Raw genomic sequence first — 23190 nt, forward strand, 5'->3', positions numbered from 1 at the left:
CATCCGGCGGCGCTGACCCTCGGACCTCAAGCCGGGCGTTCGAGTGCGCCGTGACCGCCAACCTCGCCCAGCCACCTCGCGCAGGTTCTGAGGAGTTCAGCTCGATTCACCGGCTTGCTGGCGTAGTCATCGCAGCCGGCTTCGAGGCAGCGCGTCCGGTCTTCGGCCATCGCGTGCGCGGTGAGAGCGACGATGGGGAGCGTGCTGGCTTTCCTTCGCAGGGTTCGGGCGAGCGCGTAGCCGTCCATCTCCGGCATCTGCATGTCCGTGAGCAGGAGGTCGAAGGGGCGGCCCGCGTCAGCGGCTTCCTGGATCTTGCCGAGAGCGATCTTCCCGTCGCTGGCCAGCTCGACTTCGGCGCCCGCCTTGCGAAGATAGAGGGAGATGAGCCGTTGATTGTCGGGGCCGTCTTCTGCCAGCAAGATTCGCCCTTCCAGTCGGACGCCGCCCGCGTTCTTGGCACCCTGCAGGATCTTCTCCTTGACTCCCTCGAGGTGCTGGACGTCACGTGCTCCAGGGGCGCGCTCGAGGGGCAGGTCCACCTCGAAAGTCGAGCCCCGACCAGGTGCTGACTTCAGCAGCCGCACGTTGCCGCCCATCAAGCCCGCCAGTCGACGGCAGATCGTGAGACCCAGCCCCGTGCCTCCGAACTTGCGCGTGACGCTGTCGTTGGCCTGGCCGAACGCCTGAAAGAGTCGCGAAGACTGTTCCTCGGACATCCCCGTGCCCGTGTCCTGGATCTCGACCACGATGTGGGGCTCTCCCTCGCGCTCGTCCAGGCGGGCCTCGACGCGGACCCGGCCCTCCTCCGTGAACTTGATCGCGTTGCCGACGAGATTCATGACGATCTGGCGGAGGCGAGTGGGATCGCTCATGATCCGGTCGGGAACGGGCGTGATCAGCGCCGTCTCCAGAGCCAGGCCCTTGCCAGCCGCGCGCTGCCGCATCAGATCCTCGACCTCGTGAAGAATCGTCACGAGCGGCGTGTCGATCTTCTCGATGGTCATCTTGTCGGCTTCGATCTTGGAGAGGTCGAGGATGTCGTTGATGACCGTGAGGAGGTGAGTGCCGGCGCCGTGGATCGTCTCGATGGCCTGGGCTCGCCGCTCCGGCTCGAGGTCGGCCCCTTCCTCTCGAAGAACGTCTGCAAATCCCAGAATCGCGGTCAGCGGCGTGCGGATCTCGTGGCTCATGTTGGCGAGGAACGCGCTCTTCGAGCGGCTCGCCACCTCGGCGTCGCTGCGGGCCTTGCGGAGCGACTCGGCGCTGAGGACCTGGGCCGTGATGTCCCAGTTCGTTCCAATGATGCGCGCGGGTCGACGGCTCGAGTCGTGATGTACGGCGCCCATGGCTTTGATGTGGCGCACCTCTCCCCCCGGCCACGTGATCCGGAACTCCGTTTCCAGGGACGTCCCGGAGGAGATCGTCGCGGCGATTTCTCGATCGATTCGCTGCTGGTCTTCAGGGTGGATCGCGGCCGCCCAGGCCTCCTGGGGAGCACCGGCCTTGGCTTCGTCCGTTCCGTAGAGCCTGTACATCTGATCGTCCCACGAGAGGACTTTCTCACTCAGGTCGAACTCCCAGATCCCGATGCCAGCCGCTTCCGTGGCGAGGCCGAGCCTCTCCGACATTCGAATGAGCGCGGTCTCCGCGTTCTTGCGCGCGGTGATGTCATTGCTGATCGAGACGAACTTCTCGACGTTGTTGTTCGAGTCGAGGAAAGGAGCGATGATGCTGTCGGTCCAGTAGATGGCACCGCTCTTGGAGCGATTGCAGATCTCGCCGCGCCACGCCCGACCAGCGTGGATCTCTGCCCAGACATCGGCCCAGAATTCGGGGGGGTGGAAGCCCGACTTCAGGAGTCGGTGATCCTCACCGAGGAGTTCTTCCTCGCCGTATCCGCTGATCTCGCTGAGACTTGGATTCACGTCGACGATGTTCTGTGCGCGATCCGCGACGCTGATGATCGAGTGCTGGTCGAGGGTTGCGCGGAACGCGGCGGTCTCGCGAATCGCCTCTTCTGCGGCGAGTTTCGCCTCGTTCAGGTCGCTCGTGATCTCCTGTGCAAGGGCGACCGCCCTGGCACGGCCGGTCAGCAACGACAGGGTGACGCCCGCAGCGAGCAGCGTGAGCAGAAGGCCCGCGATTCCGATGAAACCCGGCGTGATTCGGTCCACGGAGGCCATGAACTCGGGCGCGGCGCGGTCGATGATCGTCCACTTGCGTCCGCCGACGTCGATCGGTCGTATCGAGAAGAGCCGTCCGGCTGCCAGGTCCTCCTTCAAGGACGCCGGGCGGACGTTCTCGTCCATACCGTAGAGCCACCTGGATTCCCGCGCGGACGGTTCGTCGAGAATCGTCAGCTGGAGCTGGTCGTCCACGCTGCTCACGATGTCTCCGAGAGCCTCGTGAAGGATGATGGGTGCGTAAAGCAGCCCGACAAGGGCTTCCCGCCTCTCGTCCTGCGTCCCTGGGTCGGACCCGGGCCGGTAGACGGGGAGGTAGTAGAGGAAGGCCGTCTGCTTGCGGCCATCCTGGACGAGTTCGATGCGGCCCGAGATGGCGGGTTCACCCGTGTCGACCGCGCGTTCAGCGGCCTGGCGCCGTTCTCTTTCGGAGCCGACGTCGAGCCCCCAGGCGCTCGCATTGCGCGCCTTCGGGAAGCAGTACTTGATGACGAACAGGTCCGGGAGGGTCGCCAGCGGACTATCAGGGGCAGCCAATCCATGGACCCGGAAGTCAGGGGCGTCGTCCTCGGTTTCCCGCGCGATGAATTCGGCGAGTTCGGTTCGCTGGACTCGTTCGATGAACCCGAAGCCGATCGCGCCGGGGAATTCACCGGGCAGGTCGCGCGAGGCGACGTATCGAGCGAACGCGCCTCGGTTCAGCTCGCCCATCGCGGCAAACGTCCCGCGCGCACCGGCAAGACCGTAGCGAACCTGATTGACGCGGCGCTCCACCTCGCTCGTAAGACGATCCGAGAGGCGGTCGAAGCGCGCCTGGGCTTCATCGCTCACCTGGCTCGACGCGCCATGGGTGGCGAGTACGGTCGCGCCGGTGCCAAGCATCAGCACGACGGTGATCGCGAGCGAAGTGCGGGCCACGCCGGTCTGCTGGAGATCGGGGAAGTCGCCGACCTCGGCCTTCGAAGCGTGGCTCAAGCGCCAGAGGATGAACGGCGTCGCGACCGAAGCGACCATCAGGGCATCGAGAAGAGCCTCCGCCCCTTGGCTCAACCCCGGCGCCACGACGGGGAGCAGGTACATGACTGCCGCCTCCGTCATGGCGATAGCCAGGACGATCTCGACGAGCGATCGGGTGAGCTTGGACCTGGAGTGCATGAAGGGGAATCGGCGGGGTCGCCCGGAGCTGCCCCTCCGTATCCCGGCTCTCGATCATCGGCCGACTCCGCGGGTGTCCCTGAGTGGACCTCGGGTTTCCACCCGCTGATGAACGCGTTTTGCCGTTCGAATAGGCCTTGATTGCTGGGTATTTCGGGCGATTCAGGGCGCGAGGAAGAACGGGTGGGGAACCGGGTGAAACGTCGCCAGCCGCGCGCGCCCGGGATGGGCCGGCGTCTCGATCAAGGTCAGAAATCGTGGTGAACCGGCTCGAGCGCTGCGCCCAAGACCCATGGCGAGCGAAAGAGCTCTCCGACCCGATGAAGTATCCGCGAACCATCCCAGCTCAACCAGCGCTCGGCGCCACTGGCGCGCCGGAGGGGAGGTCATGAGTGAGACACGCCACGACCTGCTGGAAGAACTGGTGGCAGAGTGCCTCTTCCGCCGTGAAGAGGGAGTGCTGGACCTTCCCTACGATGAGATCTGTCGCGAGGCGCCCGAGCTGGTCGACGAGGTGCAGCAATCAGTGGAACTGGCTCTGGGATTGCCGCGACTGCAGGCGTCCGGGCCAGCTGGCGACAAGCTCGTCGGAACCCTGCTCTCGGAGCGCTATAGCGTCTACCAGCGGATCGGTTCAGGGGCGATGGGCGTCGTGTACGGCGCCAGGGATCTGGATCTCGGCCGAGAAGTCGCCATCAAGGTGGTGCACACCGGCTTGCTGGATCGCTCCAAGGCGCTCTCTCGCTTCGAGCGAGAGGCCGCCGCGCTCGCCGCGATCCGCCACGATTCGGTGGTGACGATTTTCGATCGCGGTGTGACCGAAGACGGGTTGCCGTTCCTGGTCATGGAGCGCATCGACGGGGTTTCCTGCTCGGAGCCTCTGGAAGCCGCCGAACGCTACAGTGGCCACGACGATTCCTCCTGGCTGACGGAGGAGTTCGGGATTCAGAACGTGGCGGAACCCAGCTACTTTCGCCAGGTCGTGCAGTGGGCGGCCGGTCTCGCGAGTGGTCTCGAGGCCGCACATGCAGCCGGTGTGTATCACCGCGACGTGAAGCGTTCGAACGTCATGATCACACGGGAGGGTAAGGCGGTCCTGATCGACTTCGGAATCGCTGCGAAGGACGACCACGCGACGCTCACCCAGACCGACGCAGCGGTCGGTACGCCGGTTTACATGGCGCCCGAAGCGCTGCTGGGTCGAACGAAGGCCATGCCGACCCAGGATGTCTACAGTCTCACTGCCACGCTCTATCACATCCTGACGTTCCAGGCACCCTACACCGGATCTTCGGCCAAGATTCTGACGGCGCTCGCCACGCGCGAGCCGGTGCCCGCGTTCAAGATCCGGCCGGGTCTGCCCCGCGACGCCCAGGCGATCCTCGACCACGGGCTCGAGCGGAACCCCGCGCGCCGCTACGCGAGCGCCGCGGCGATGGAACGCGACCTGCGGGCGCTGCTCGCCTATCGGCAGGTGTCTGTCCGGCCCACCTCCAGCTTCGTTCGCAGCATGCGCCGAGTGCGTAGCTCGAAGGCCTTCGTCGGTGCGGCGCTCGCCAGCCTGGTGATCTTCGGGGCGCTGGGCCTCCAGTCCTGGAACACCTCGCTGGCCAACGACCGCCACGAGGCGTTCAAGGCCGCGATGCCCCACGTGCCGGCGAACCTCGGCATCGTGATACCGCAGAATCGCGTGATCGCGGACGAGGACTTGAGGGCGGGTGCGCGCGCGGCCCTCGATCGCCTGGTCGCGGCTGGCCACGACCCGGTGACGGAGCGGACGCTGCGCGCGGCGTTCCTGCTGGACCACGGCGACGCCCAAGCCGCCACGGCCGACATGAAGATCGCGTGCTCTCGCGCCGGAACTTCCTACGCCAGTGAGCTCTACCGGCGCTACGAGGCGCTTCCCGTGGACTCGAGCTCGGCCCTGGACCTGAACCTGACCGACCTGCCGGAGCCGAAGAGCGCGGACGACGTCTATCTATCGGCCTTTCACTCGTTGCGCCAGCTCAACCGTGACGGGCTCGGCGAGGTCCTCGGTGATCCCCGACTTTCCCGGAACCGACACGCGCAGGAACTTCTGCTGCTCTGCAAGACGCCTCGCTTGACTCAGCTGCCGGACCGTCAGGCACGGCTGGGCTTCGCGGATTCGTTCGTCGAAGAAGTCAAGTCGCTCGAAGCAAGGACGGGATACCGGAGCGCCATGACGGCGCACTTGCTTGGGATCGCCTACCTCCGGACCGGTCAAGATGAGCGCGCCCTGAACATGGCTCTCGAGGGGGCGCAGCTCGCTCCGAGTTCTGGAACCATCCTGCTCAATGCGGGCAGCGCTGCCTACGGGCTTTCGAACTACGAGCTCGCTCGCACGTTCCTCGAAGCCGGTCTGCGGCTTCATCCTCACTACGTGTCGCTCCAGCAGCTGCTAGGGAAGGTCGAGGCTGAAGCGGGCCATATCGAGCGGGCCAGGGCTCTCGTCCGTGAGGCTGGTTTCCCCGACTCCCCGCTCGGCGCGATGAGGCGCGCCATCCTCGGGGCGAAGATCGAACTCTCTGCCGCGTTGGAGTTCGCCGAGAGCGACGCCGAAGAGTCGAGGGCTGCTGCCGAGGCGTCGCTCCGGTACTGTCAGCTTCTATCCGAAGACTCCGTTGACCGCGTATCTCTCGAGCGCGATGCCCGCGCCTTCCTCGACGGCGATGCGTCGAGCCTTCTGGATAGCTTCATCCTGCGACTCTGCGAAGACCCCCAGGCCGTTGCGGTCCTCGAGGACCTTCTGAAGTGCTTTCCAGAGCAGTTCTCTGCCAGCCAGACGCAATCGTTGCGACGTTGGGTCGAAGCGCTCGTCGAGCGACTGGTCGTGAACCGAAGATCCTACGCTACGTCAGACGCTGAAACTCCATGGATGGACCCTTTGCGCAGTCGGTGAATGCTCGACTGCGGACCTTCCGACCGGATCCAGATTATCCCTTTCGCCTGCTATCTTTCCAATCCACGCAAAATCGTTCTCGAGAGATCCAAGACCATGACTCTGTCTCATTCGCCGTTCCTCCTCAAGTCGTTGGTGCCCACTGCGGGCATCGCGCTCCTGGCCTCTACGCTCGCTCCTGTGGCCGCTGCCCAAGGCAGCGGAGTCGATCCCGTGCCGGCCAGGGGAATGGTCTCGGGCATGCCCTCGGGCATCATCGTGAAGACCGCCGTGGCCCCGCCGGGAACGACCGTGCACTCTGGAATCCTCATCAAGGCCCCTGGGGATCAATTCCAAAACTATCCTGAGTCGTGGGACTCCACGTCGGCCGAGGATCGACCGGACTACTCCATGGCTGCCATGTTCCCCAATCTGACCGACATTCAGATTGACGCTCATTCCACCGGCAATGGGTTCCTCCCGCCGTTGGATCAGAACGGTCGGCTCAGCCTCAACGGAAACAACTGGCTCGCTTTTGCCGCCTCGGTGGCGTACGAACCTGCCACGTCCTATCAGCTGGGTAGCGTTTGGCGTGAAGCGGCCGACGGCGCGAGGGGCGGAGACTCAGATATCGGGAGCTTCTACTTCGCCGACAGCCAGGGAATCGACTCCACGTACGTCGGTGAATACTTCCTGGAGACACCGAGTCACCTGATGGGTTTGCCGTCCAGCACCAGCTCCCTCCATGACATCGTCGCGCTCGATTACGGCATGGGGGCGATCTCATACAACGGCGCGAATCGAACCTCGGTGTTCTTTCCGATCGAGGGGGAATACTACTTCTCCGTGACGAGGGCCTGGGCTGCGGCCCATCCCACGCCTGACTTTGCGATCGATCCGAATGCCAGCACGTGGGTCGCTCCCCATGGCGGCGACATCTACAAGCTCACCTGGACCTTCGATTCCTTCACCAGCCAAGGTACCTGGAGCTCTCCTGAACTCTGCAAGACGGCATCGGAGCTCGGCCTGGATCCGGGAGGCTCTGGCATCTTGGCCGGCGACGTGGACGCGCTATCCGTCACCATGCAAGGGCAGAGGATTCTGTTCTCGGCTACCAAGGACAGCACGTTCAACCTCTCCGGGGACCCCAGCCAGCTGATGGTCTACGACGACGCGGCGAACCCGAAGGTCGTTCCAGCGAAGGCAGCGGACGGAGTGAAGTTGACGGACAAGATCAAAGTCACCGACAACGTGCCGTCCAATTCGAACGAGATCGACGGCGTCTGCGACTTCGACCCTGAAGCGGGCCACGTGGGGGCGGCGCTGGGGACGTCGGTGGGGCACTACTCCACCATTCCAGAGCAGCCCGCGTTCATCAGCGTGGCGGCCAACCGGGAGAACGGATCCCCCGCCTCCGATCACGTGGTGGCGCAGGTCACCGGGTGGGGGAGCGCGACTCCCATGAACTGCAAGGTGGTCCTTTACACGAAGGTCGTGGAGTACCCCGCCGGGCCGAACTCGCCGTTCGACTTCGCGACTCCGTTCGACCGGAGCACCTGGTACACCGTGGGTGTTCAAGACCGCACACCCTCAGACGAGGACAACGAGTTTCTCTTCCGCGGGCCGTACAGCAGCGTGAGTCTTCAGAGCAAAGTCTTTGCGTTCTACGCGCAGCTCTACGACATGTCCCAGCAGCCACCCGCTCTCATCAACGAGACCCCGGTCAGTCTCCTTTACACCAAGGAGTAGGACTTCGGGCCGTTCCGGGAGGCATCCCTGGCCCGCTGACGTGTAGAGGCGAGAAAGCGCTGCTTCGGTATGGGTTACGTCACACCCGTGCATCGACCGGAGATCAGCGGGCGAACATCGGGTGCTGAAGGGGCAGAGGCTCGGGCGCAAGCCTATCCTCTCCCTTTCACCCGCTCCTGATCGACGTCCTTCTGCCCTCTGGATCCCCTGTTGCAGCCGTCCCCGGATTCCCCCTCCCGTCCCTGTTCACGGCAGCGCCGCTCCCCGTGGCACCGCGAGCCCTGGTTCACCGCCGGGATGGCGGTGCTCGTACTCCTGGCGTCTTGCCGCGACTCGGGCGGCAGCGCCCCGGCAGGGAAGGCTTCCGACGAGGTGAAGGCAGCGGTTCCCGTCGACGTGGCCGCCATCGAGCTCGCGCCGATCACGCTGCGCCGGACCTTCAGCGGGACGCTCGAGGCCGCCACTCGGGTGCAAATCGCCGCGCGGGTGGGTGGCCGGATCTCTTCCATGGCCGTGGATATCGGCGACCACGTCAAGCGTGGACAGCTCGTCGCCGAGATCGACGCCTCGGAGCTGGACCAGGCCGTGCTCCAGGCCGACGCGGATCTCGCGGTGGCGAAAGCCACCGTGATCGAGGCGGAAGCCGCCGCTGACTTTGCCACGCGGGCTCTGGAGCGGCTCGAAGCGCTCGACAAGGACGGCGTGGCGTCGAAGTCCGAGCTGGATTCTGCCCGCGCGCAATCCAGTGCCCGGAAGGCCTCGGTCGCCGTGGCGAAGGCGCGCGTACAGCGCGCAGAGGCCCAGCTCGGGGTCGCTCGAATCCAGCGCAACGAGGCGGAGGTCCTGGCGAACTGGAGCGACGACCCGGCGGTCCAGCCCGTGCGGACAGGGGATGACGACCTCACGTCGGAACAGGGCGCCGCTCCGGCTCCCGTCGAGCAGTCGATCCGCGCCGTCGCGGAGCGCTACGTGGACGAGGGAGAACTCGTCGCGGCGGGCGCACCGCTGCTCCTCGTCGTCGGTCTGCAGCCGATCGTGGCCGTCGTGTTCGTCCCGGAGCGCGACTATGCCCGCGTCGTGCCAGGCGCCCTCGCGAACCTCACCACGGACGCCTACCCGGAGCGAACGTTCCGAGGCGTCGTGACGCGTGTCGCGCCCGTCTTCAGCCGCACGACGCGCCAGGTGCGCGTGGAGCTGCGCGTCGAGAACGAGGATCTCGAGCTGAAGCCCGGAATGTTCGTTCGCGCCACCCTGGAACTCGCCAGCGAGGACGCGGCACTCGTGATTCCGTTCGCCGCCATCACGCGCCGGAACGACACCGACGGCGTGTTCCTCCTGCCCGGCGGCCGCGAAGGCAGGGTCCAATGGGTCCCGGTGCGTCAGCGTATCCGCGAGGACGATCTCGTCTCCATCGAGTCGCTCCCGGGAGGCCGTGCCGCCAGCCCGGGGGACCGCGTCGTGACGCTGGGCCAGGAGCTCTGCGACGATGGCTCCCTCGTCGTGATTCCCGACGATCGGAACCAGGCGGATGAATCGCGGGCTGCCTCGAACCGGGGCGGGCAATGAACCTCCCCGAGTTCAGCATCCGGCGCCCGGTGTTCGCGAGCATGGTCGCGCTGATGGTCGTCGCCCTCGGCGCCGTCTCGTTCACGCGCCTGCGCATCGACCTCTTGCCAGCGGTCGAACTGCCCACCTGCTCGATTCGAACCGAGTACGAGGGCGCGAGCCCCGAGGTCGTCGAGCGCCTCGTCACGCAGATCCTGGAGGAGATCGTCGCGACAGTTCCCGGGGTCGAGGAGATCACGTCCGAATCGTCGGAGGGCCGCAGCAACCTCACGGTGCGCTTCGCGTTCGGCGTGGATCTCGACGCCGCAGCCATCGATCTCCAGGCCCAGATCGAGCAGGAGATGGACGAACTCCCCGAAGAAGTCGGCCGTCCGCGCGTCTCGAAGTTCGACATCGCGAGCTTCCCGATCGTCATCCTCGGCGTGTCGAGCCCGCTGGATCCGGTCGAGCTGACGGAGATCGTCGAGGACCAGGTCCGCTTCCGCTTCGCCCGGATCCCCGGCGTCGCCCAGGTCGACCCTTGGGGGAGCTACGCCCGCGAGGTCCGCGTCGAACTCGATCCCGCCCGCGTCAACGCGCTCGGCATTCCGCTCGACACCGTCCTCGACGCGCTGCGCGACGCCAACCTGGACCGCCCCGCAGGCAAGCTGGAGCAAGGCCGCTTCGAGGTCACCCTCCGCGCTCCCTCCGAATTCCAGAGCCTCGACGAGATCCGCAACACGATCGTGCTGGAGCGCGGCGACGGCGCCGTCACCATCGGCCAGATCGCGAAGGTGAAGGACACCTACGAGAAGCTGACGCGCAACGTTCGCGTGAACGGCAACCTCGGCCTTCGCGTCGCGATTCGCAAGCAGTCGAACGCCAACACCGTCGACGTCGCCAAGGCGATCATCGAAGAGGCCGCGCGGGTCAACGCTTCGTACCCCCAGCTGGAGATGGTCGTCATCTCGAACCAGGGCAACTTCATCGAGCGCTCGATCACGAACGTCGCGAGTTCGGTGCTGTACGGCAGCGGCTTTGCCGTGCTCGTGCTGCTCTTCTTCCTGCGTAGCCTTCGCAGCACCCTCGTGATCGCGATCGCCATCCCGATCTCGATCATCGCGACCTTCGCGCTGATTCAGCTGGGCGGCTTTACCCTGAACCTCATGACCCTGGGCGGGCTTGCGCTGGGCGTGGGCATGATGGTGGACAGCTCGGTCGTCGTGCTGGAGAACATCTTCCGTCGCCGCGACGAACTCGGCGAATCGGCGCGCGACGCGGCAGCGCGCGGCGCGTCCGAGGTCCAGAGCGCCATCATCGCCAGCACGATCACGACCCTCGTGATCTTCCTGCCCCTGGCCTTCATCGAGGGCGTCGCGGGGCTGCTCTTCGGCGAGCTCGCGCTCGTGGTGGTGTTCAGCCTCGTCTGCTCGCTTCTCGTCGCGCTGAGCCTCGTGCCTGTGCTGGCCTCCAGGCTTCTCGATCGTCCCGCGGGTGAGCGCGCGGCCGGCGCCGTCACGAGCTGGGCGGACCGCGCCGAAGCCGGTTTCCGCCGCTTCGACAACGGCTATCGGGACTCCCTCTTGCGGGTGCTGAAGCGCCCCTTCATGGTCGTCGGTAGCGCGCTCGTTCTGCTTGCGGGCAGCCTCATGCTCTACCCGCTGATCGGCTCCGAGTACCTGCCGCCCAGCGACGAGGGCGAGGTGCGCGTGAGCGGGGAGATGGAGGTCGGCACGCGCCTCGCCCTCGTGGACAAGCAGGCGCGCAAGCTCGAAGCCCTCGTCGGGCCCGCCGTTCCCGAGGCGATCGCTTCTGTCGTGACCGTCGGGCCCGGGTTCCGGGACTCCGGTGCGGCGAAGGGGGAGATTCAACTATCCCTCGTACCCGCCAAGGATCGCTCCCGTTCCAACGCCGAGATCGCCGACGACCTGCGCGAACTCCTGGAAGGCCAGGTGGCGGGCATGTTGATCCGGACCCGCGCGCCCCAGGGCCAGTTCCTGCTCCAGCGCGTGCTCGGCACGGACGAGGGCATCCAGATCGAGATCCGAGGCCCCGAGCTGGGGGTTCTCGAAGAACTCGCAGAGCGCGCCGGGGAGGTGGCGGCTTCCATCGAAGGGGTGACCGACGTCGAGGTCAGCCGTAAGTCCGGCAGCCCTCAGCAGGAGATCCGCGTGAATCGCGAGAAGGTGGCGGACGTGGGCCTTTCGGTGCGCGACGTGACGCGGATCCTGGAGACGGGCTTCGCGGGCACGATGGCGGGGGAGTACCGTTCGGGCGGCAACTCCTATCGCATCCTCGTCCAGCTCGAGGACGCCGAGCAGCGCACCATCGACGAGGTGCTCGACATGACGCTCAGCACGCCCGACGGCGAGTCCGTCGCCCTTCGGAACCTCGTGGAGACCGCGAGTGGGTTCGGGCCGCTCGTCATCGAGCGCCGTAACCAGGAGCGAGTGGTCAAGGTCTCGGCGAACGTGGCGGGACGCTCGGAGGGCGACGTCGCGCGCGAGCTTCAGGCGCGGCTCGACGAGATCCCGCGGCCCAGGGGCCACGAACTCGTCGTCGCCGGATCGTTCGAGGCGCAGGAGCGCGAAACGCGCGAACTCATCATCGCTTTCCTGCTGGCGATCGCGCTGGTCTATATGGTGCTCGCGTGCCAGTACGAGTCCCTGCGCGACCCGCTGGTCGTGATGCTGTCGGTGCCCTTCGCGGCCGTGGGCGTGCTCACGACGCTCTACCTGACCGGGACGACCTTCAACATCCAGAGCGCGATCGGCTGCGTCGTGCTGGGCGGCGTCGTCGTGAACAACGCCATTCTGCTCGTGGATCAGGCGAGTCGGCTCGTTCAGGAGGGGCGCGCGCCCATCGAGGCGGTCGCGGAAGCCGGTCGGCGCCGCCTGCGTCCCATCCTGATGACGACGCTCACCACCGTGCTGGCGCTCTTGCCGCTGGCCTTCGGGGTCGGTGAGGGAGCCGACGCACAGGCGCCGCTCGCGCGCGCCGTCGTCGGGGGCCTGGTCGGGTCGACCTTCATCACGCTGTTCCTGATCCCGGCGGTCTTCATCAAGCTGGGCCGCAGCCGCTCCTGACCCGGGCGGAGCTATGATGCGTCGATGATCCGGCCACTCATCGCCCTCGCGCTCCTGCTCCACCTCGCAGCCGCTGGGTTTGCGTTCCAGAAGCCCACCGCCAGCGGCGACTTCGCCAAGCCGATGGATCCCGCCGAGCCGGAGTCCCCCTATCCGCCCGGTGACCTCGATCGGGAGACGCCCGGATTCTTCCTCCGCGGTCACGCCGACGACCGGTTCCGGTTCGTCCCTTGGGCGTCGGAGCGGACGTTGACCGAAGCGCTCGCGAGGCTTCCCAAGGTGGCTCCGGAGGATCGCGACGGTCCCAGGGCCGAGGTACGAATGGCCCCAGGCCGCTACATCATCGAGCAGCAGATCGTGATCGACAGCGTCCATCGCCTGACGGTCACCGGCGACGAGAGCGCCCGGTTCGTGTTCGCCGACGGGCCGAACACGACGACGTTCCTGGGGGCGCCGGCGAACGTCGGCGACCTGGTCCTGCGTGTCGATCACCCGGAGAGGATCCGCGAAGGCTTCAACTACCAGGTCTACGCGGCCAGCAATCGCGGCGACCGCATGCTGGAGTTCAGCGTCCTCGCAGTGAAGGATGAGCTGGTCTACCTCACGCGGCCAGTGCAGTACATGCCGCACGTCCGCGAGATCCCGGCCGGCTCCCAGGTCGTGGAGGAGGTCAACTTCTTCCGGGCGCGGAAGTGCCGTGACCTCATCCTCCAGGGGCTCCACTGCGACGGACGGCACCGCGGCGGAACCCGTACGCACACGACCTACTGCGGGGTCTACTACACGGGTCTCTACGTCCCCGGAAAGCGCGCGACCACCAAGGGGCTCATCGTGCGGAACTGCTCGTTCAAGAACCTCAAGGGGCGCGGCGTCGTCTTCTACGGCGCCGAGGATGTTCTGATCGAAGGGAACTACTTCGAGCACATCCGTGCCCAGGCCATCGAGATCGACCACTTCGCCTCGGGCCGCGTCCGCGGCAACGTCGTGAACGGTGCCGAGGTGGGCGTCATGGTGAACGACGCCTACGAGTCGGTGGTCGAGGGCAACGTGCTCCGGTACTGCCTCGACGGAGTGCGTTTCCTCGAGATCTTCGACGACGACTGGGTCAACTCCGGGAACATCGTCCGGGACAACCTGATCGGGCCCGGATTGACTTCGGGGAACAGCTCGGGCGTGAACTTCTTCAACGAGGGAATGGTCGACAACGTCGTCCAAGGGAACGTTTTCGTCGGCTTGAAGGACGCGCGACGCGTCGTTCGCGGCGAAGGGAACGTCATTCGTCTGGACGGGGAATGAGAGCGCGAGCTCTCATTCCCACGATCCATACGAAGCCTCAGTAGTCGACGTCGCTCTTCGAAGCGATCAGCACGACCTCGCTGACGCTCGGGAGCGCGCCCATCGCCGTCGCCAGCTCCTGGGCCGTGCGCCCTTCCTTGAGGACGATGTCGTAGGTGAGCTGGAGGGACTTTCCATCCCCCGAGTGCTCGATGTGCAGCATGCTCGAACGCTTGGAGAGAAGGTTGATCTGTTCCAGGTGGGCCGAGCTGTCCGCGCCGGTCGCATAGCGGAAGCGCAGGATGAACTCGCTCTTGTAGAGCGCTCCGAAGTTCGTCGCGTGCAGGACGAGCGCCAGCACCGAGACCACGGCCGTCCCGATGCCGCCGAGGACGTAGTTGCCGGTGCCGGCCGCCATGCCGACGCTGAGGGCCCAGAACACGAACGCCGTGTCCTTGGTGTCCTTCACGACCGTTCGGAACCGAATGATCGAGAGCGCTCCAACGAGCGCAAACGCGCGGCTCAGGCTGTTGCCGATCACCATCATCACGATGGCGACGATCACCGCGACGAAGATCACGGTCAAGGTGAACGACTGCGAGTACGACAGGCCCTTGTGAGTCTGGCGGTAGATGATCGCGACGATCATCCCGAGCACGATCGAAACACCGAGGTTCACGAGGATCTCGGGCGCGCCGTACACCACGGAGGGGAGGGCGCCTGCGGTTTCCTGTAGCTGGGGCATGTTCAGGCTGGGGGAGAGAAGAGAGTGGGGCGCTAGGAAGGGTTCTGGACCACGCCCAGGGAACGCATGCAGGCGCAGTACTTCGAGATGGAGACGCGTTCGAGTTCCATCGTCTGGATGAGCCGGTGGAACCACTTGGGGACGTGGTAGCGAAATTTCACCTCGAGGATGGTGTACCCGCTGAGGACGGATCGAGAGACCGCGCGCCCGTCGGGGTCGAGGGATCCGGTCGCGGTACCGCGCAGGCTGTCGTCGAAGGTGATGCGGAACTCAGGGTCGTACTTGCTGATGTACGGGCGGCGCAGGTAGTCCACCAGCATCACCGGCTGGAGATGCTTCTTGTGGAGGTCGAACCGGAAGGCCTCGCGGACGGCGCCGTCCTCCAGGCGTCCGAGCAGAGCGCCCGTGGTCGGATGCCAGAGGAATGACTCTTCTGCGTCCCTTCGCGGCTCCTCCAGCAGCTGCGTGCGGTGCTTGAAGACCAGGTTGTTGTGGCGGCCTTTGATCTCCAGGAAGCGCGGCGTGCCGTCGGATGGCGTCTTCGTGTAGGTCCGGAGACGGAACTTCTGGCGGTGCTTCTTGCCGTCCTCCTTTTCCCAGTAGTTCACGTGGGCGGAGTTGTCGAAGTACAGGCTGCGGACCACGTACTTCTTGTCGGGCTTCGTGCTCACGTACGGATCCAGCTCGACAAAGTACTGGAACATCGTCTCCAGCTCGTCGCGGACGGCCTCCGGTAGCAGGTACTTGAACTCGAAGCGCGAGAAGTGGAGCTTCGCGCGCGTCGAGCCAGCAGTGGGTCCTGCAGTGGGTCCAGCCTGAGACGCGGCCTGCGGGGCCATCTTGGGGGAAGAGCTAGACATGGGGAGGAAGCCTGGAAGGGTACGCGAAGGCTACTCCGCGGGGGAAGGTCTGCAAATCGGATGGGCGCAAATCGATCCGACCCGGCCGTACCGCTTCGAGATCTTACTGCGTGCCTTTCCGCCCTCGAACGAGGGGGTCGACGCCTCGCCAGGCCGCCTCGAAGGCAGCGGCGGCGCCAGGGTCTTCCTGCCGGTCCGCATCGAGCGCCTTGTCCTCGGGGAAGCGCAGGAAGGTCCGGTGGTGGGCTTCCACGGGATGCTCCGTCCCGGAGTGGCGGTCGACGAAGACCGACCGGTCCGGTGCTGGCGCTCGATCGAAGTAGCAGTCGTGGATCCGCACCATGGAGTCCCGATCCGCGTCGATCGTGCTCACGTTGCCGGAGAACGCGCTCTTGTACAGGAATCCGAGTCCGCCCGAGCCGTAGCGCCAGTTCTTGACGATGGCGTCCACACCCTTCTGGTTGCCGACGACATCGCAGTTGTAGAGAACGGCCCGGGAACGGTCCTTGATCTGTACGCCGATCAGGCAGTCTTTGATCGCCGCGTTGACGGTGAGCAGGTCGGTGTTCTCGCCGACGGAGATCCCCTTGTCGCCGCTGCCTTCGATCCATGTGTCCTCCACGAGGATCTGCGAGGTCATCAGGTCGAGACCGTCGTTGCCGCTCTTCAGGAAGGAGCAGCGGACCACGGCTCCTTCCGTCACGTCCAGGTCGAGGGCATCGCGGAGGGAGTTCGTGAAGTCGCAGTCCTCGAACCGAACCTTCGAGTAGACCGCATGCACCATGTCATCGACCTCGCGGTTGTCCCGGAAGGAACAGCGGGAGATCGTCACGTCCTCTACGTGATGGATGGAGAGCATGGCGCTGTATTCGGCGAGCGGCTCTATCAGCCCGCTGCCGAGGTTCATGCGGACGTGCGTGAGCGAGGAGCCGTTCGCTCCGGCTCCGCGGAGCGCGATGACGCCCCAGGTGAGGTCGCCCGCTCCTTCCTTCGCCGAGCGACCCGCGGACGCAGGTCGGATCAGGATCGGTGCCGCCTCGGTCCCCGCCGCCACCAGCCGTCCCTCGAAGACGAGGCTGGCGCCGGGCTCCATCTCCAGCACCGTTCCCGGGCGGATGACCACGTCGTCCATGACGTGCTCCACGCCGCGGCAAACCCGCGTTCCTTCCCAGACGGCGGCCCGCCGTATCGGGTGGTCGTCGGCGACCGCGGAGAGCGCGGTGAACGGGGCCGGGAAGATCGACTCCTTCCGCACGCCTCGCACCTCCGAGCCGTCCGCGTGCTGGCCTCGGACGCCGACGATGGCGGGCACGGCCTCCACGCCGCTCGCGTCCATGGACCCGTCGGCGTTCACCGTGTGGAGCTTGATCTCGTAGACACCACGGGCCGGACGAAGCGGCGGACTGATGCCAGGCTCGATGGGCCGGTCCGGGTCTGCTCGGAGCTGGCCGGTCAAGAAGACCGCGATCCCTGCCTCCGAACCGCTCTGGCTCATGGCCCCCGAGAGGTCCCGCTCCTGCACGGCGCCGCTTTCGTCCTGGAAGCGCAGCGTCGCGCCGAGCGTTCGTTCAGGCACGCGGTCCAGCTGGAGCGCCAGACCGAACAGCGGACGGCGGCCGTCGATCTCGATCCGCACGTCGTTCTTCTTCGAGGCGCCGTCCGTGTACGCGAGGTTCGACGGGATCAGGTAGTCCTCGCGCAGCTGATCGAAGATCATCTGGACGAAGTAGCGGTAGATCACGATGGCGAGGTCCACCTCGTCCGCCCGCATGAATCGAAGCTTGTACGCGAGGCCGGGGTCGAGCCGGAAGGACGGCGCGGTGTCCCTCGTCATCCGATCCAGCTCTGCGAGGAATGTCTGGTCCTGGCCGCTTTGGAAGAAGCCTTCGATGGCGCGCTGGCGCGCCGCCAGAAACGCCCCGTCGCGCATGAGCGCGCGGTCGAGCAGACTGGACACGATGTCGGGCCGCGTCCGGCGATTCGGCTTCGGGCGCCATTCGATGCCCCAGCCCACGGGGTCCCACACGATCGGCTCGAAGCGGTTCTTCCACGGATCGTAGTAGAGGCGCCAGTTGTGGACGTTGTCGTAGTGCTCGGACTGGCAGAGCGTGCGAAAGGCCGCGAAGCGCCCGAACGCGTCGACGTCGACGAGCTCACGCAGCCTGGCGCTGCGCTCCGGGGACGGCGGCTTCCCGAGGGCTTCGAGGAGTGCCCGGAGCGGCGCATCGTCGTCGGCTTCGAAGTGGTTGTTGACCGCCACCTTCTCCCAGAGGCCCGGGTTGGTGAAGACATTCGTGGGGACGCCACGGTACACGTCGTCGCCGACGATGTCGGCCGAGTAGATGTCGCCAGGCATCCGGTCGTGCTCCCGCAGGACGGTCTCGTCCATCTGCTCCAGGAACAGGTGCACGCCGCGGAAGCCGCCGTTGACGTACAGGTCGATCATCTCGGCTCGCGGGGCGATCAGGTCGAGCTGTCCCGCCAGGAAGTACGACAGATAGGCCGAGAACTGCTCGGGGAGCTTGGGCGCGACGAGGTTGAAGCTGCGCATGCCGTTGAACAGCGCTTCCTTCTTCGTCTTGACGCGGATCGACTTCTTGCGACCCGCCCAGTGCCAGTAGTGGTCGCCGCGGTAGCGCACCTTGACCTCGCCGACGCCTCCGTCTGGATAGACGAGCGAGGCGGGCACGTACTCGCGGCCCGAGAACGGAAGGTCCGAGTCGAGCCGGGCCTCCGACGCGCCGGGAATGAAGAGCTCGACGGTCCGGAGGGGGCGCGCGGGCTGACCCTGCTTCACCTGGAGCGCCAGGCGGATGTCACGCAGCAGAGAACGCCCCTCGAAGTCCGCCACCCGGCGCAGGTTGACCTCGCCTCCGAGCGCTTCGTACTCCAGACCGAGGTCCACGTACTTCGTCCCCGTGCGGAAGAGCCAGAGCCCGAACACCGCGACGATGGGGACGGTCACGAAGAGGCTCCAGCGCCAGCAGGCTCGGAGAACGGCCTTCCCGAGGTACCTGCTCCGCGGCGCTCCGGTGGTCAGCATCGAATCAGCGCCCAAGGCCTACCTCCAGTGCGTTCACCAGCTCGGCGCCGTGGCGAGCGGTCCAGCGGGAACGCTGCTCGTCGCTCAGGCCCTCGGGGAAGAGCGTGCCGACCGCCGCCGGAAGTGCAGGCGCCAGGGCGAGCCCGACGGTGATGCCCTCGATCCCCTCGACGGCGGCGGCCCCGTCGCGCTGGAGGATCACGTAGGGATCGAGCTGGCCATCGGCCACGAACGTCCCGTCCGGCTGGGCGGTGAGGTGGTTGGCGACGGCGAGATCCTGGAGGGTGAGGTGCGTGACCTCGCCGCCCCCGGCTTCGAGGGCGACGTCGAGGGCGCGGAGGGCCATGTGGCACCCCGGGGGCAGATCCACGCGCACGCTCCGGGCGCGGATCGAACCTGCGGGCAGCGCCGGAATCCCCGTGTAGCCTCCGGTGTCGTCCATCGCCGACACTCGCAGGCCCGTGCCGGGCTCGAAGGCGAAGTCTCCGCCGGGGGCCCACCGGAACTCCCAGTCCCGCGTCGGGATCACGAGCGGCCCCTGGGATCCGAGGGCCAGGAGGGCCTCGGCCACTTCCTCGCTCCGGCCCCTTCGCGCCATCGCACTGACGTAGGGCGCGATCGCGGCGCCCGACGCCGCGCCGACCCGATACGCCGCCTCGACGTCCGCGAGTTCGAGGGCGTCGCGCCCCGCGCGCCGATGCAGCTCGGCGCGCCGCAGAAGCGCCGGAAAGTCCCGCGGGTTGTACTGCAGAAGCTCCTCGGTCCACGCCATGGCCTCTTCGTCGTGACCGGCCACGAGGTGACGATCGCTCAACAGGTCGAGGGTCGCCGTGCGCACGGGCTCGAGTCGTGTGCCGAGCCGAACCCCGCGCAGCTCCTCGGCGAGCGCCGCGAGCTGACCGAGGCCGCGCTCCGTCTCCCCGGCCTCGAGGCTTGCCCGAGCGGCGGCGAGCGCCTCGGTCGGGCCGCGCAGGTGCCGCTCGATCAGCGCTTCGTCATAGGGGTCGACGTGAACCTTGATCCTGTCCCAGCCCAGCGCCGTCGCGACCGCCGCCACGGAGGCGAGGAGGAAGACGATTCGGAGGGCGTTGAGGATCAGCTGGGTTCTCATGGGGCTTGCCCCACAGCTTATCCGAACCTCACGCTGTAGACGGGAGGAAGGTGGTGGGCGACCCCTTCCCATGACTCACCGCGGTCCTCGCTGACGTAGAGGTTGCCGGTCGTGCTTCCGAAGGCCAGGGTGTCTCCTGCGTTGTGGAACGCGTGTCGGTACACGACGTCGTAGGCCAGCTCCGCCGGGAGGCCCTTGCGCAGCGCGGTCCAGCTCTCGCCGCCGTCCGTCGTGCGCGCCACGAAGAGGCTGCCGTCCACGGTGACGCGCTGGGCGTCGGACTTGCCCGGAACGAGCCACGCGGTCCTGCCGTCCTTCGGGTCCACCGCGACCGGGAAGCCGAAGTGCACGCCGTCCCCGGGCGAGCTGACCTTCTTCCAGGAGGCGGCCCCGTTCTCGCTGTAGAACACGCCGCAGTGGTTCTGCTGCCAGAGGTGATCTGGCTGGCCCGGGCAGAGCGCGATCGCGTGGGGGTCGTGGCCCGCCCACGTATCCTCGGGATTCGGCGCGTACTCCATCACGAGGCCCTGGTTCCGGACCTCCCAGGACTCGCCGCCGTCACGGGTCTCGAACACACCCGCCGTCGAGATGGCGACCCAGATGCGGCGGGGGTCCCGCGGGTCGATCTCGATCGAGTGCAGGCCCGGCGCGAACTCGCCCTCGGCGGCCGGCGTTCCGTACCAGCGGGTCGTGCCCGTGCCGTCTCCCGAGAAGAGATCTCCACCGCGCGATTCGTGGTTCCAGAGGGCGCGATTGAGCTCGAAGGTCGCGCCGCCGTCCTCGCTCATGAATAGACCACCCGGGATGGTGCCGACCCAGATCCTTCCGTCACCGCCGAAGTTCATGCACCAGAGCTTCAGGAGCGTGGCGTCCTTGATCGTCGGCGCGCCCTCGCCCTCGCCGGTCTCGCTCGGGGGCGGAGGAAGGAAATGGCGCGCTCCCTCGGGATAGCGGATCTGTGGAGCGTCTTTCCAGGTGGCGCCGTCGTCCCTGGACGACGAAAGCTTCGCGCCCCAGTGGCCGTGGCCAAGGGCAGCCCAGAGAGTTCTGGTGTTCGGGTCGCGCGCGACGAAGTTGACGCCCGCGCCGATGTGGCCGGCCAGGCGCGGCTTCCAGCGACCGTTGACCTTCTCGACGAAGAACGTTCCCTTGCGGGTACCGACGAGGATGCGCTGAGACATGGAGAATCGATCCGGGAAAGGGACGAGGTGGGAAGGGACAGGGTGCCAAGCGGCAGGTGGAACGGCAGGTCGCTGCGAATGCAGCGCTACCCGCCGCTGAGTGCCTGAAGGATGAACACGCGGGAGTCGGGCCGGACCGCATCCGTCAACGTGCCGCGGTCCTGGATACGCTCGCTTTCGATGAAGATGTTGACGTGCTGGCGAACGCGGCCGCGCTCGTCGCAGACGTAGAAAGCGAAGCCAGGCGCGAGGGCCTCCAGGGCGTCGACGACCTCACGGACGGAGGCTCCGTCGACGACGATCTTCTGTCCTTCGAGCGTGGGGAAGAACTGGTAGAGGTGAGAAGTCAGCTCGACGTGGGCCATGTTCAAGATCTCAGGGGGCGACGACTTCGACCTTGATGCGATCCGGGTCCTCGCAGAAGAGCGCGTAGTAGTCCGGGCCAGTGGCGAAGGGGTAGCGGTTCTCGTACAGCATGGTGTGGCCGGCCTCCTTGATCCACGCGGCCAGTTCGTCCACATGCTCGCGGGAGCGGCCCCGGAAAGCGAGGTGGTTGAGGCCCACCCGCTTTCGGTGGTAGCCCGGATCCAGATGCTCGGCGGGAGCCGCGAGGAACGAGAGGTACGGGTCGTCGCCGCGCCGGTAGTTCATGCCCCCTGACCAGCGATCCGGCTCGTAGCCGAGCCTCTCCATGAAATGCGTCCAGAAGGAGAGGGTGCGCTCGAGGTCGGCGACGTAGATCTCGACGTGATGGAGCATGCGGATCAGGCTAACCGACTCGGTGGGAAACGCCAGTTCAGCCTGCCCGGTCCGTCGGCTTGCTACCCTTGGACGATGATTCGTCTTCCTCTCTCCCTCGGTTTGCCCTTCGCCGCCACCGTCTTCATGTCGACCTCCTGTGCCGAAGAAGAGTTCGTCCCCGGGCACGTCACCGTGCACGGGGTCACCACCCACTATCGCCTCCTCGCGCCCGAGACGATCGAGGAGGGCCAGCGCTACCCGCTCATTCTTTTCCTGCACGGGGCAGGGGAGCGCGGTTCCGACAACGAGCTTCAGCTGAAGCACTTTCCGTCGAAGATGCTGACCCCCGAGCGGCGCGCCGCCTTTCCGTGCTTCCTGCTGGCGCCGCAGTGCCCTGAGGAGGGCCGCTGGACCACCGACAACTGGGGCTCGAAGTCGTCCCAGCCGCTTCCGAGTGAACCCACGGACCCGATGGCCGGCGCGATCGCCGCGCTCATCCGAACGGTGGGGGAGCAGGCGATCGACATGGATCGCATCTACCTCACCGGGCTCTCGATGGGGGGCTACGGGACGTTCGAACTGGCGACGCGCTATCCCGACTGGTTCGCCGCGGCCGCGCCCGTTTGCGGCGGCGGAGATGAACGTTCAGCCGCGCGGCTCGTCGGCCTGCCGCTCTCCGTCTGGCACGGGGACGCCGATCAGGCGGTGCCGGTGGAGAACAGTCGCCAGATCGTGGCCGAGCTGAAGGAACTCGGGATCGAAGCCGACTACCATGAGCTTCCGGGCGTGGGTCACGATGCCTGGACCGCGGCCTACGGCGCCGATGGTTGCCTGGACTGGCTGTTCGCCCAGCGCCGCGATCCTGCGCGTCGCGCAGCCCTCGCGGGGGAGCTCCTGGCGCGCGCCATCGCGCCTGACGAGCGAATCGCGTTCCTCGGCGACTCGATCACCGAGCAGGGCGCGGACGCTGGCGGCTACGTGGATATCTTGCGCTCGGCGATCCAGCGGGTGCAGCCCGAGGCGAGCGTGATTGCCGCTGGCATCAGCGGGCACAAGGTGCCGGATCTGCTGCGCCGCGAGGAGCGCGACGTGCGCGCCAAGGATGCTTCGCTCGTTTTTCTCTACATCGGAATCAACGACGTCTGGCACTCCGAGCGCGGAGAGGGGACGCCGAAGGACGCCTTCCGAAGCGGCCTCGAGGAGCTCCTCCAACGGCTCGAAGGACCCGGCGGCGCCACGGTCGCGATGGCAACGCCGAGCGTCATCGGCGAAGGACCGGCCGGGACCGGCTCCCTCGACGGGATGCTCGAGGAGTACGCCGCGATCTCGGCGCGGTTCACAGGTCCGAAGCGGCGCGCGCTGTGTGACCTCCAGGTGCGATTCCGTGATCATCTGCGCCTCTTCAATCCCGAAGGGAAGAAGAGCGGCGTTCTCACCACGGACGGGGTTCACCTGAACGAGGCCGGGAACCAGTTCGTCGCCGCCGAGGCCGCCCTGGCCCTGCGGGCGGCCGCAGCGCGGAGAGCGACGGTCAGGTAGAAGCGCGGAGGGACGCGCGCCGCCTTTGCCAGCGAAAATGGGCTCCTCGGTGCTGGTATGGACGGTGCGGGCCTG

At 66.6% G+C, this 23190-nt stretch carries 14 protein-coding genes; 6 read left to right on the plus strand and 8 right to left on the minus strand.

What is annotated here, in order from left to right; translation table 11 throughout:
- Positions 1–26: 26 nt before the first annotated feature.
- Positions 27–3341, minus strand: coding sequence for a CHASE domain-containing protein (locus tag Poly30_RS03050; protein WP_145194550.1), 3315 nt, complete (start codon positions 3339–3341; stop codon positions 27–29).
- A gap of 388 nt (positions 3342–3729) precedes the next feature.
- Here Poly30_RS03050 and Poly30_RS03055 point away from each other — a divergent pair, with 388 nt between their 5' ends.
- The 5 genes from Poly30_RS03055 to Poly30_RS03075 all read left to right on the plus strand — a co-directional run bounded on the left by Poly30_RS03055 (position 3730) and on the right by Poly30_RS03075 (position 13916).
- A complete protein-coding gene (locus tag Poly30_RS03055; RefSeq protein WP_419190896.1) occupies positions 3730–6261 on the plus strand; it encodes a protein kinase domain-containing protein in 2532 nt (843 codons plus the stop codon).
- Positions 6262–6357: 96 nt separating this feature from the next.
- Positions 6358–7989, plus strand: coding sequence for a hypothetical protein (locus tag Poly30_RS03060; protein ID WP_145194552.1), 1632 nt, complete (start codon positions 6358–6360; stop codon positions 7987–7989).
- 297 nt (positions 7990–8286) lie between these two features.
- Positions 8287–9555, plus strand: coding sequence for an efflux RND transporter periplasmic adaptor subunit (locus Poly30_RS03065; RefSeq protein WP_145194553.1), 1269 nt, complete (start codon positions 8287–8289; stop codon positions 9553–9555).
- On the plus strand, positions 9552–12620 hold the full coding sequence (locus Poly30_RS03070; protein WP_145194554.1) for an efflux RND transporter permease subunit: 3069 nt from the start codon (positions 9552–9554) through the stop codon (positions 12618–12620). Before Poly30_RS03065 ends, Poly30_RS03070 begins: the two co-directional genes overlap by 4 nt.
- Before the next feature lie 24 nt (positions 12621–12644).
- Positions 12645–13916, plus strand: coding sequence for a right-handed parallel beta-helix repeat-containing protein (locus tag Poly30_RS03075; protein ID WP_145194555.1), 1272 nt, complete (start codon positions 12645–12647; stop codon positions 13914–13916).
- A gap of 37 nt (positions 13917–13953) precedes the next feature.
- On the opposite strand, the gene Poly30_RS03080 is transcribed toward Poly30_RS03075, so the two are convergent.
- The 7 genes from Poly30_RS03080 to Poly30_RS03110 all read right to left on the minus strand — a co-directional run bounded on the left by Poly30_RS03080 (position 13954) and on the right by Poly30_RS03110 (position 21594).
- Positions 13954–14640 (minus strand): DUF4956 domain-containing protein, encoded by a 687-nt coding sequence (locus Poly30_RS03080; protein WP_145194556.1) that lies wholly within the window; start codon positions 14638–14640, stop codon positions 13954–13956.
- 32 nt (positions 14641–14672) lie between these two features.
- Complete coding sequence (locus Poly30_RS03085) at positions 14673–15500, minus strand: VTC domain-containing protein (RefSeq protein WP_145194557.1); 828 nt, start codon at positions 15498–15500, stop codon at positions 14673–14675.
- Between the two features lie 103 nt (positions 15501–15603).
- On the minus strand, positions 15604–18543 hold the full coding sequence (locus Poly30_RS03090; protein WP_145194558.1) for a CotH kinase family protein: 2940 nt from the start codon (positions 18541–18543) through the stop codon (positions 15604–15606).
- A 4-nt stretch (positions 18544–18547) separates the two neighbouring features.
- Positions 18548–19654, minus strand: coding sequence for a tetratricopeptide repeat protein (locus Poly30_RS03095; protein WP_145194559.1), 1107 nt, complete (start codon positions 19652–19654; stop codon positions 18548–18550).
- Positions 19655–19671: 17 nt separating this feature from the next.
- Entirely contained in the window at positions 19672–20835 is a 1164-nt protein-coding gene (locus Poly30_RS03100) for a WD40/YVTN/BNR-like repeat-containing protein (protein WP_145194560.1), read from the minus strand.
- Between the two features lie 86 nt (positions 20836–20921).
- Entirely contained in the window at positions 20922–21200 is a 279-nt protein-coding gene (locus tag Poly30_RS03105) for a ubiquitin family protein (protein ID WP_145194561.1), read from the minus strand.
- Positions 21201–21210: 10 nt separating this feature from the next.
- Positions 21211–21594: a VOC family protein gene (locus tag Poly30_RS03110; protein ID WP_145194562.1), complete on the minus strand. Its 384-nt coding sequence runs from the start codon at positions 21592–21594 to the stop codon at positions 21211–21213.
- A 75-nt stretch (positions 21595–21669) separates the two neighbouring features.
- Here Poly30_RS03110 and Poly30_RS03115 point away from each other — a divergent pair, with 75 nt between their 5' ends.
- Entirely contained in the window at positions 21670–23115 is a 1446-nt protein-coding gene (locus tag Poly30_RS03115) for a GDSL-type esterase/lipase family protein (protein ID WP_419190897.1), read from the plus strand.
- Positions 23116–23190: the final 75 nt, after the last annotated feature.

It is taken from the genome of Saltatorellus ferox (assembly GCA_007751475.1).
In the GTDB taxonomy this organism is placed as follows: domain Bacteria; phylum Planctomycetota; class UBA1135; order UBA1135.

Coding starts and splice junctions, on each gene's coding strand:
- Poly30_RS03050 (WP_145194550.1), bottom strand. CDS start 3,341: ATGCACTCCAGGTCCAAGCTCACCCGATCGCTCGTCGAGATCGTCCTG.
- Poly30_RS03055 (WP_419190896.1), top strand. CDS start 3,730: ATGAGTGAGACACGCCACGACCTGCTGGAAGAACTGGTGGCAGAGTGC.
- Poly30_RS03060 (WP_145194552.1), top strand. CDS start 6,358: ATGACTCTGTCTCATTCGCCGTTCCTCCTCAAGTCGTTGGTGCCCACT.
- Poly30_RS03065 (WP_145194553.1), top strand. CDS start 8,287: ATGGCGGTGCTCGTACTCCTGGCGTCTTGCCGCGACTCGGGCGGCAGC.
- Poly30_RS03070 (WP_145194554.1), top strand. CDS start 9,552: ATGAACCTCCCCGAGTTCAGCATCCGGCGCCCGGTGTTCGCGAGCATG.
- Poly30_RS03075 (WP_145194555.1), top strand. CDS start 12,645: ATGATCCGGCCACTCATCGCCCTCGCGCTCCTGCTCCACCTCGCAGCC.
- Poly30_RS03080 (WP_145194556.1), bottom strand. CDS start 14,640: ATGCCCCAGCTACAGGAAACCGCAGGCGCCCTCCCCTCCGTGGTGTAC.
- Poly30_RS03085 (WP_145194557.1), bottom strand. CDS start 15,500: ATGTCTAGCTCTTCCCCCAAGATGGCCCCGCAGGCCGCGTCTCAGGCT.
- Poly30_RS03090 (WP_145194558.1), bottom strand. CDS start 18,543: ATGCTGACCACCGGAGCGCCGCGGAGCAGGTACCTCGGGAAGGCCGTT.
- Poly30_RS03095 (WP_145194559.1), bottom strand. CDS start 19,654: ATGAGAACCCAGCTGATCCTCAACGCCCTCCGAATCGTCTTCCTCCTC.
- Poly30_RS03100 (WP_145194560.1), bottom strand. CDS start 20,835: ATGTCTCAGCGCATCCTCGTCGGTACCCGCAAGGGAACGTTCTTCGTC.
- Poly30_RS03105 (WP_145194561.1), bottom strand. CDS start 21,200: ATGGCCCACGTCGAGCTGACTTCTCACCTCTACCAGTTCTTCCCCACG.
- Poly30_RS03110 (WP_145194562.1), bottom strand. CDS start 21,594: ATGCTCCATCACGTCGAGATCTACGTCGCCGACCTCGAGCGCACCCTC.
- Poly30_RS03115 (WP_419190897.1), top strand. CDS start 21,670: ATGATTCGTCTTCCTCTCTCCCTCGGTTTGCCCTTCGCCGCCACCGTC.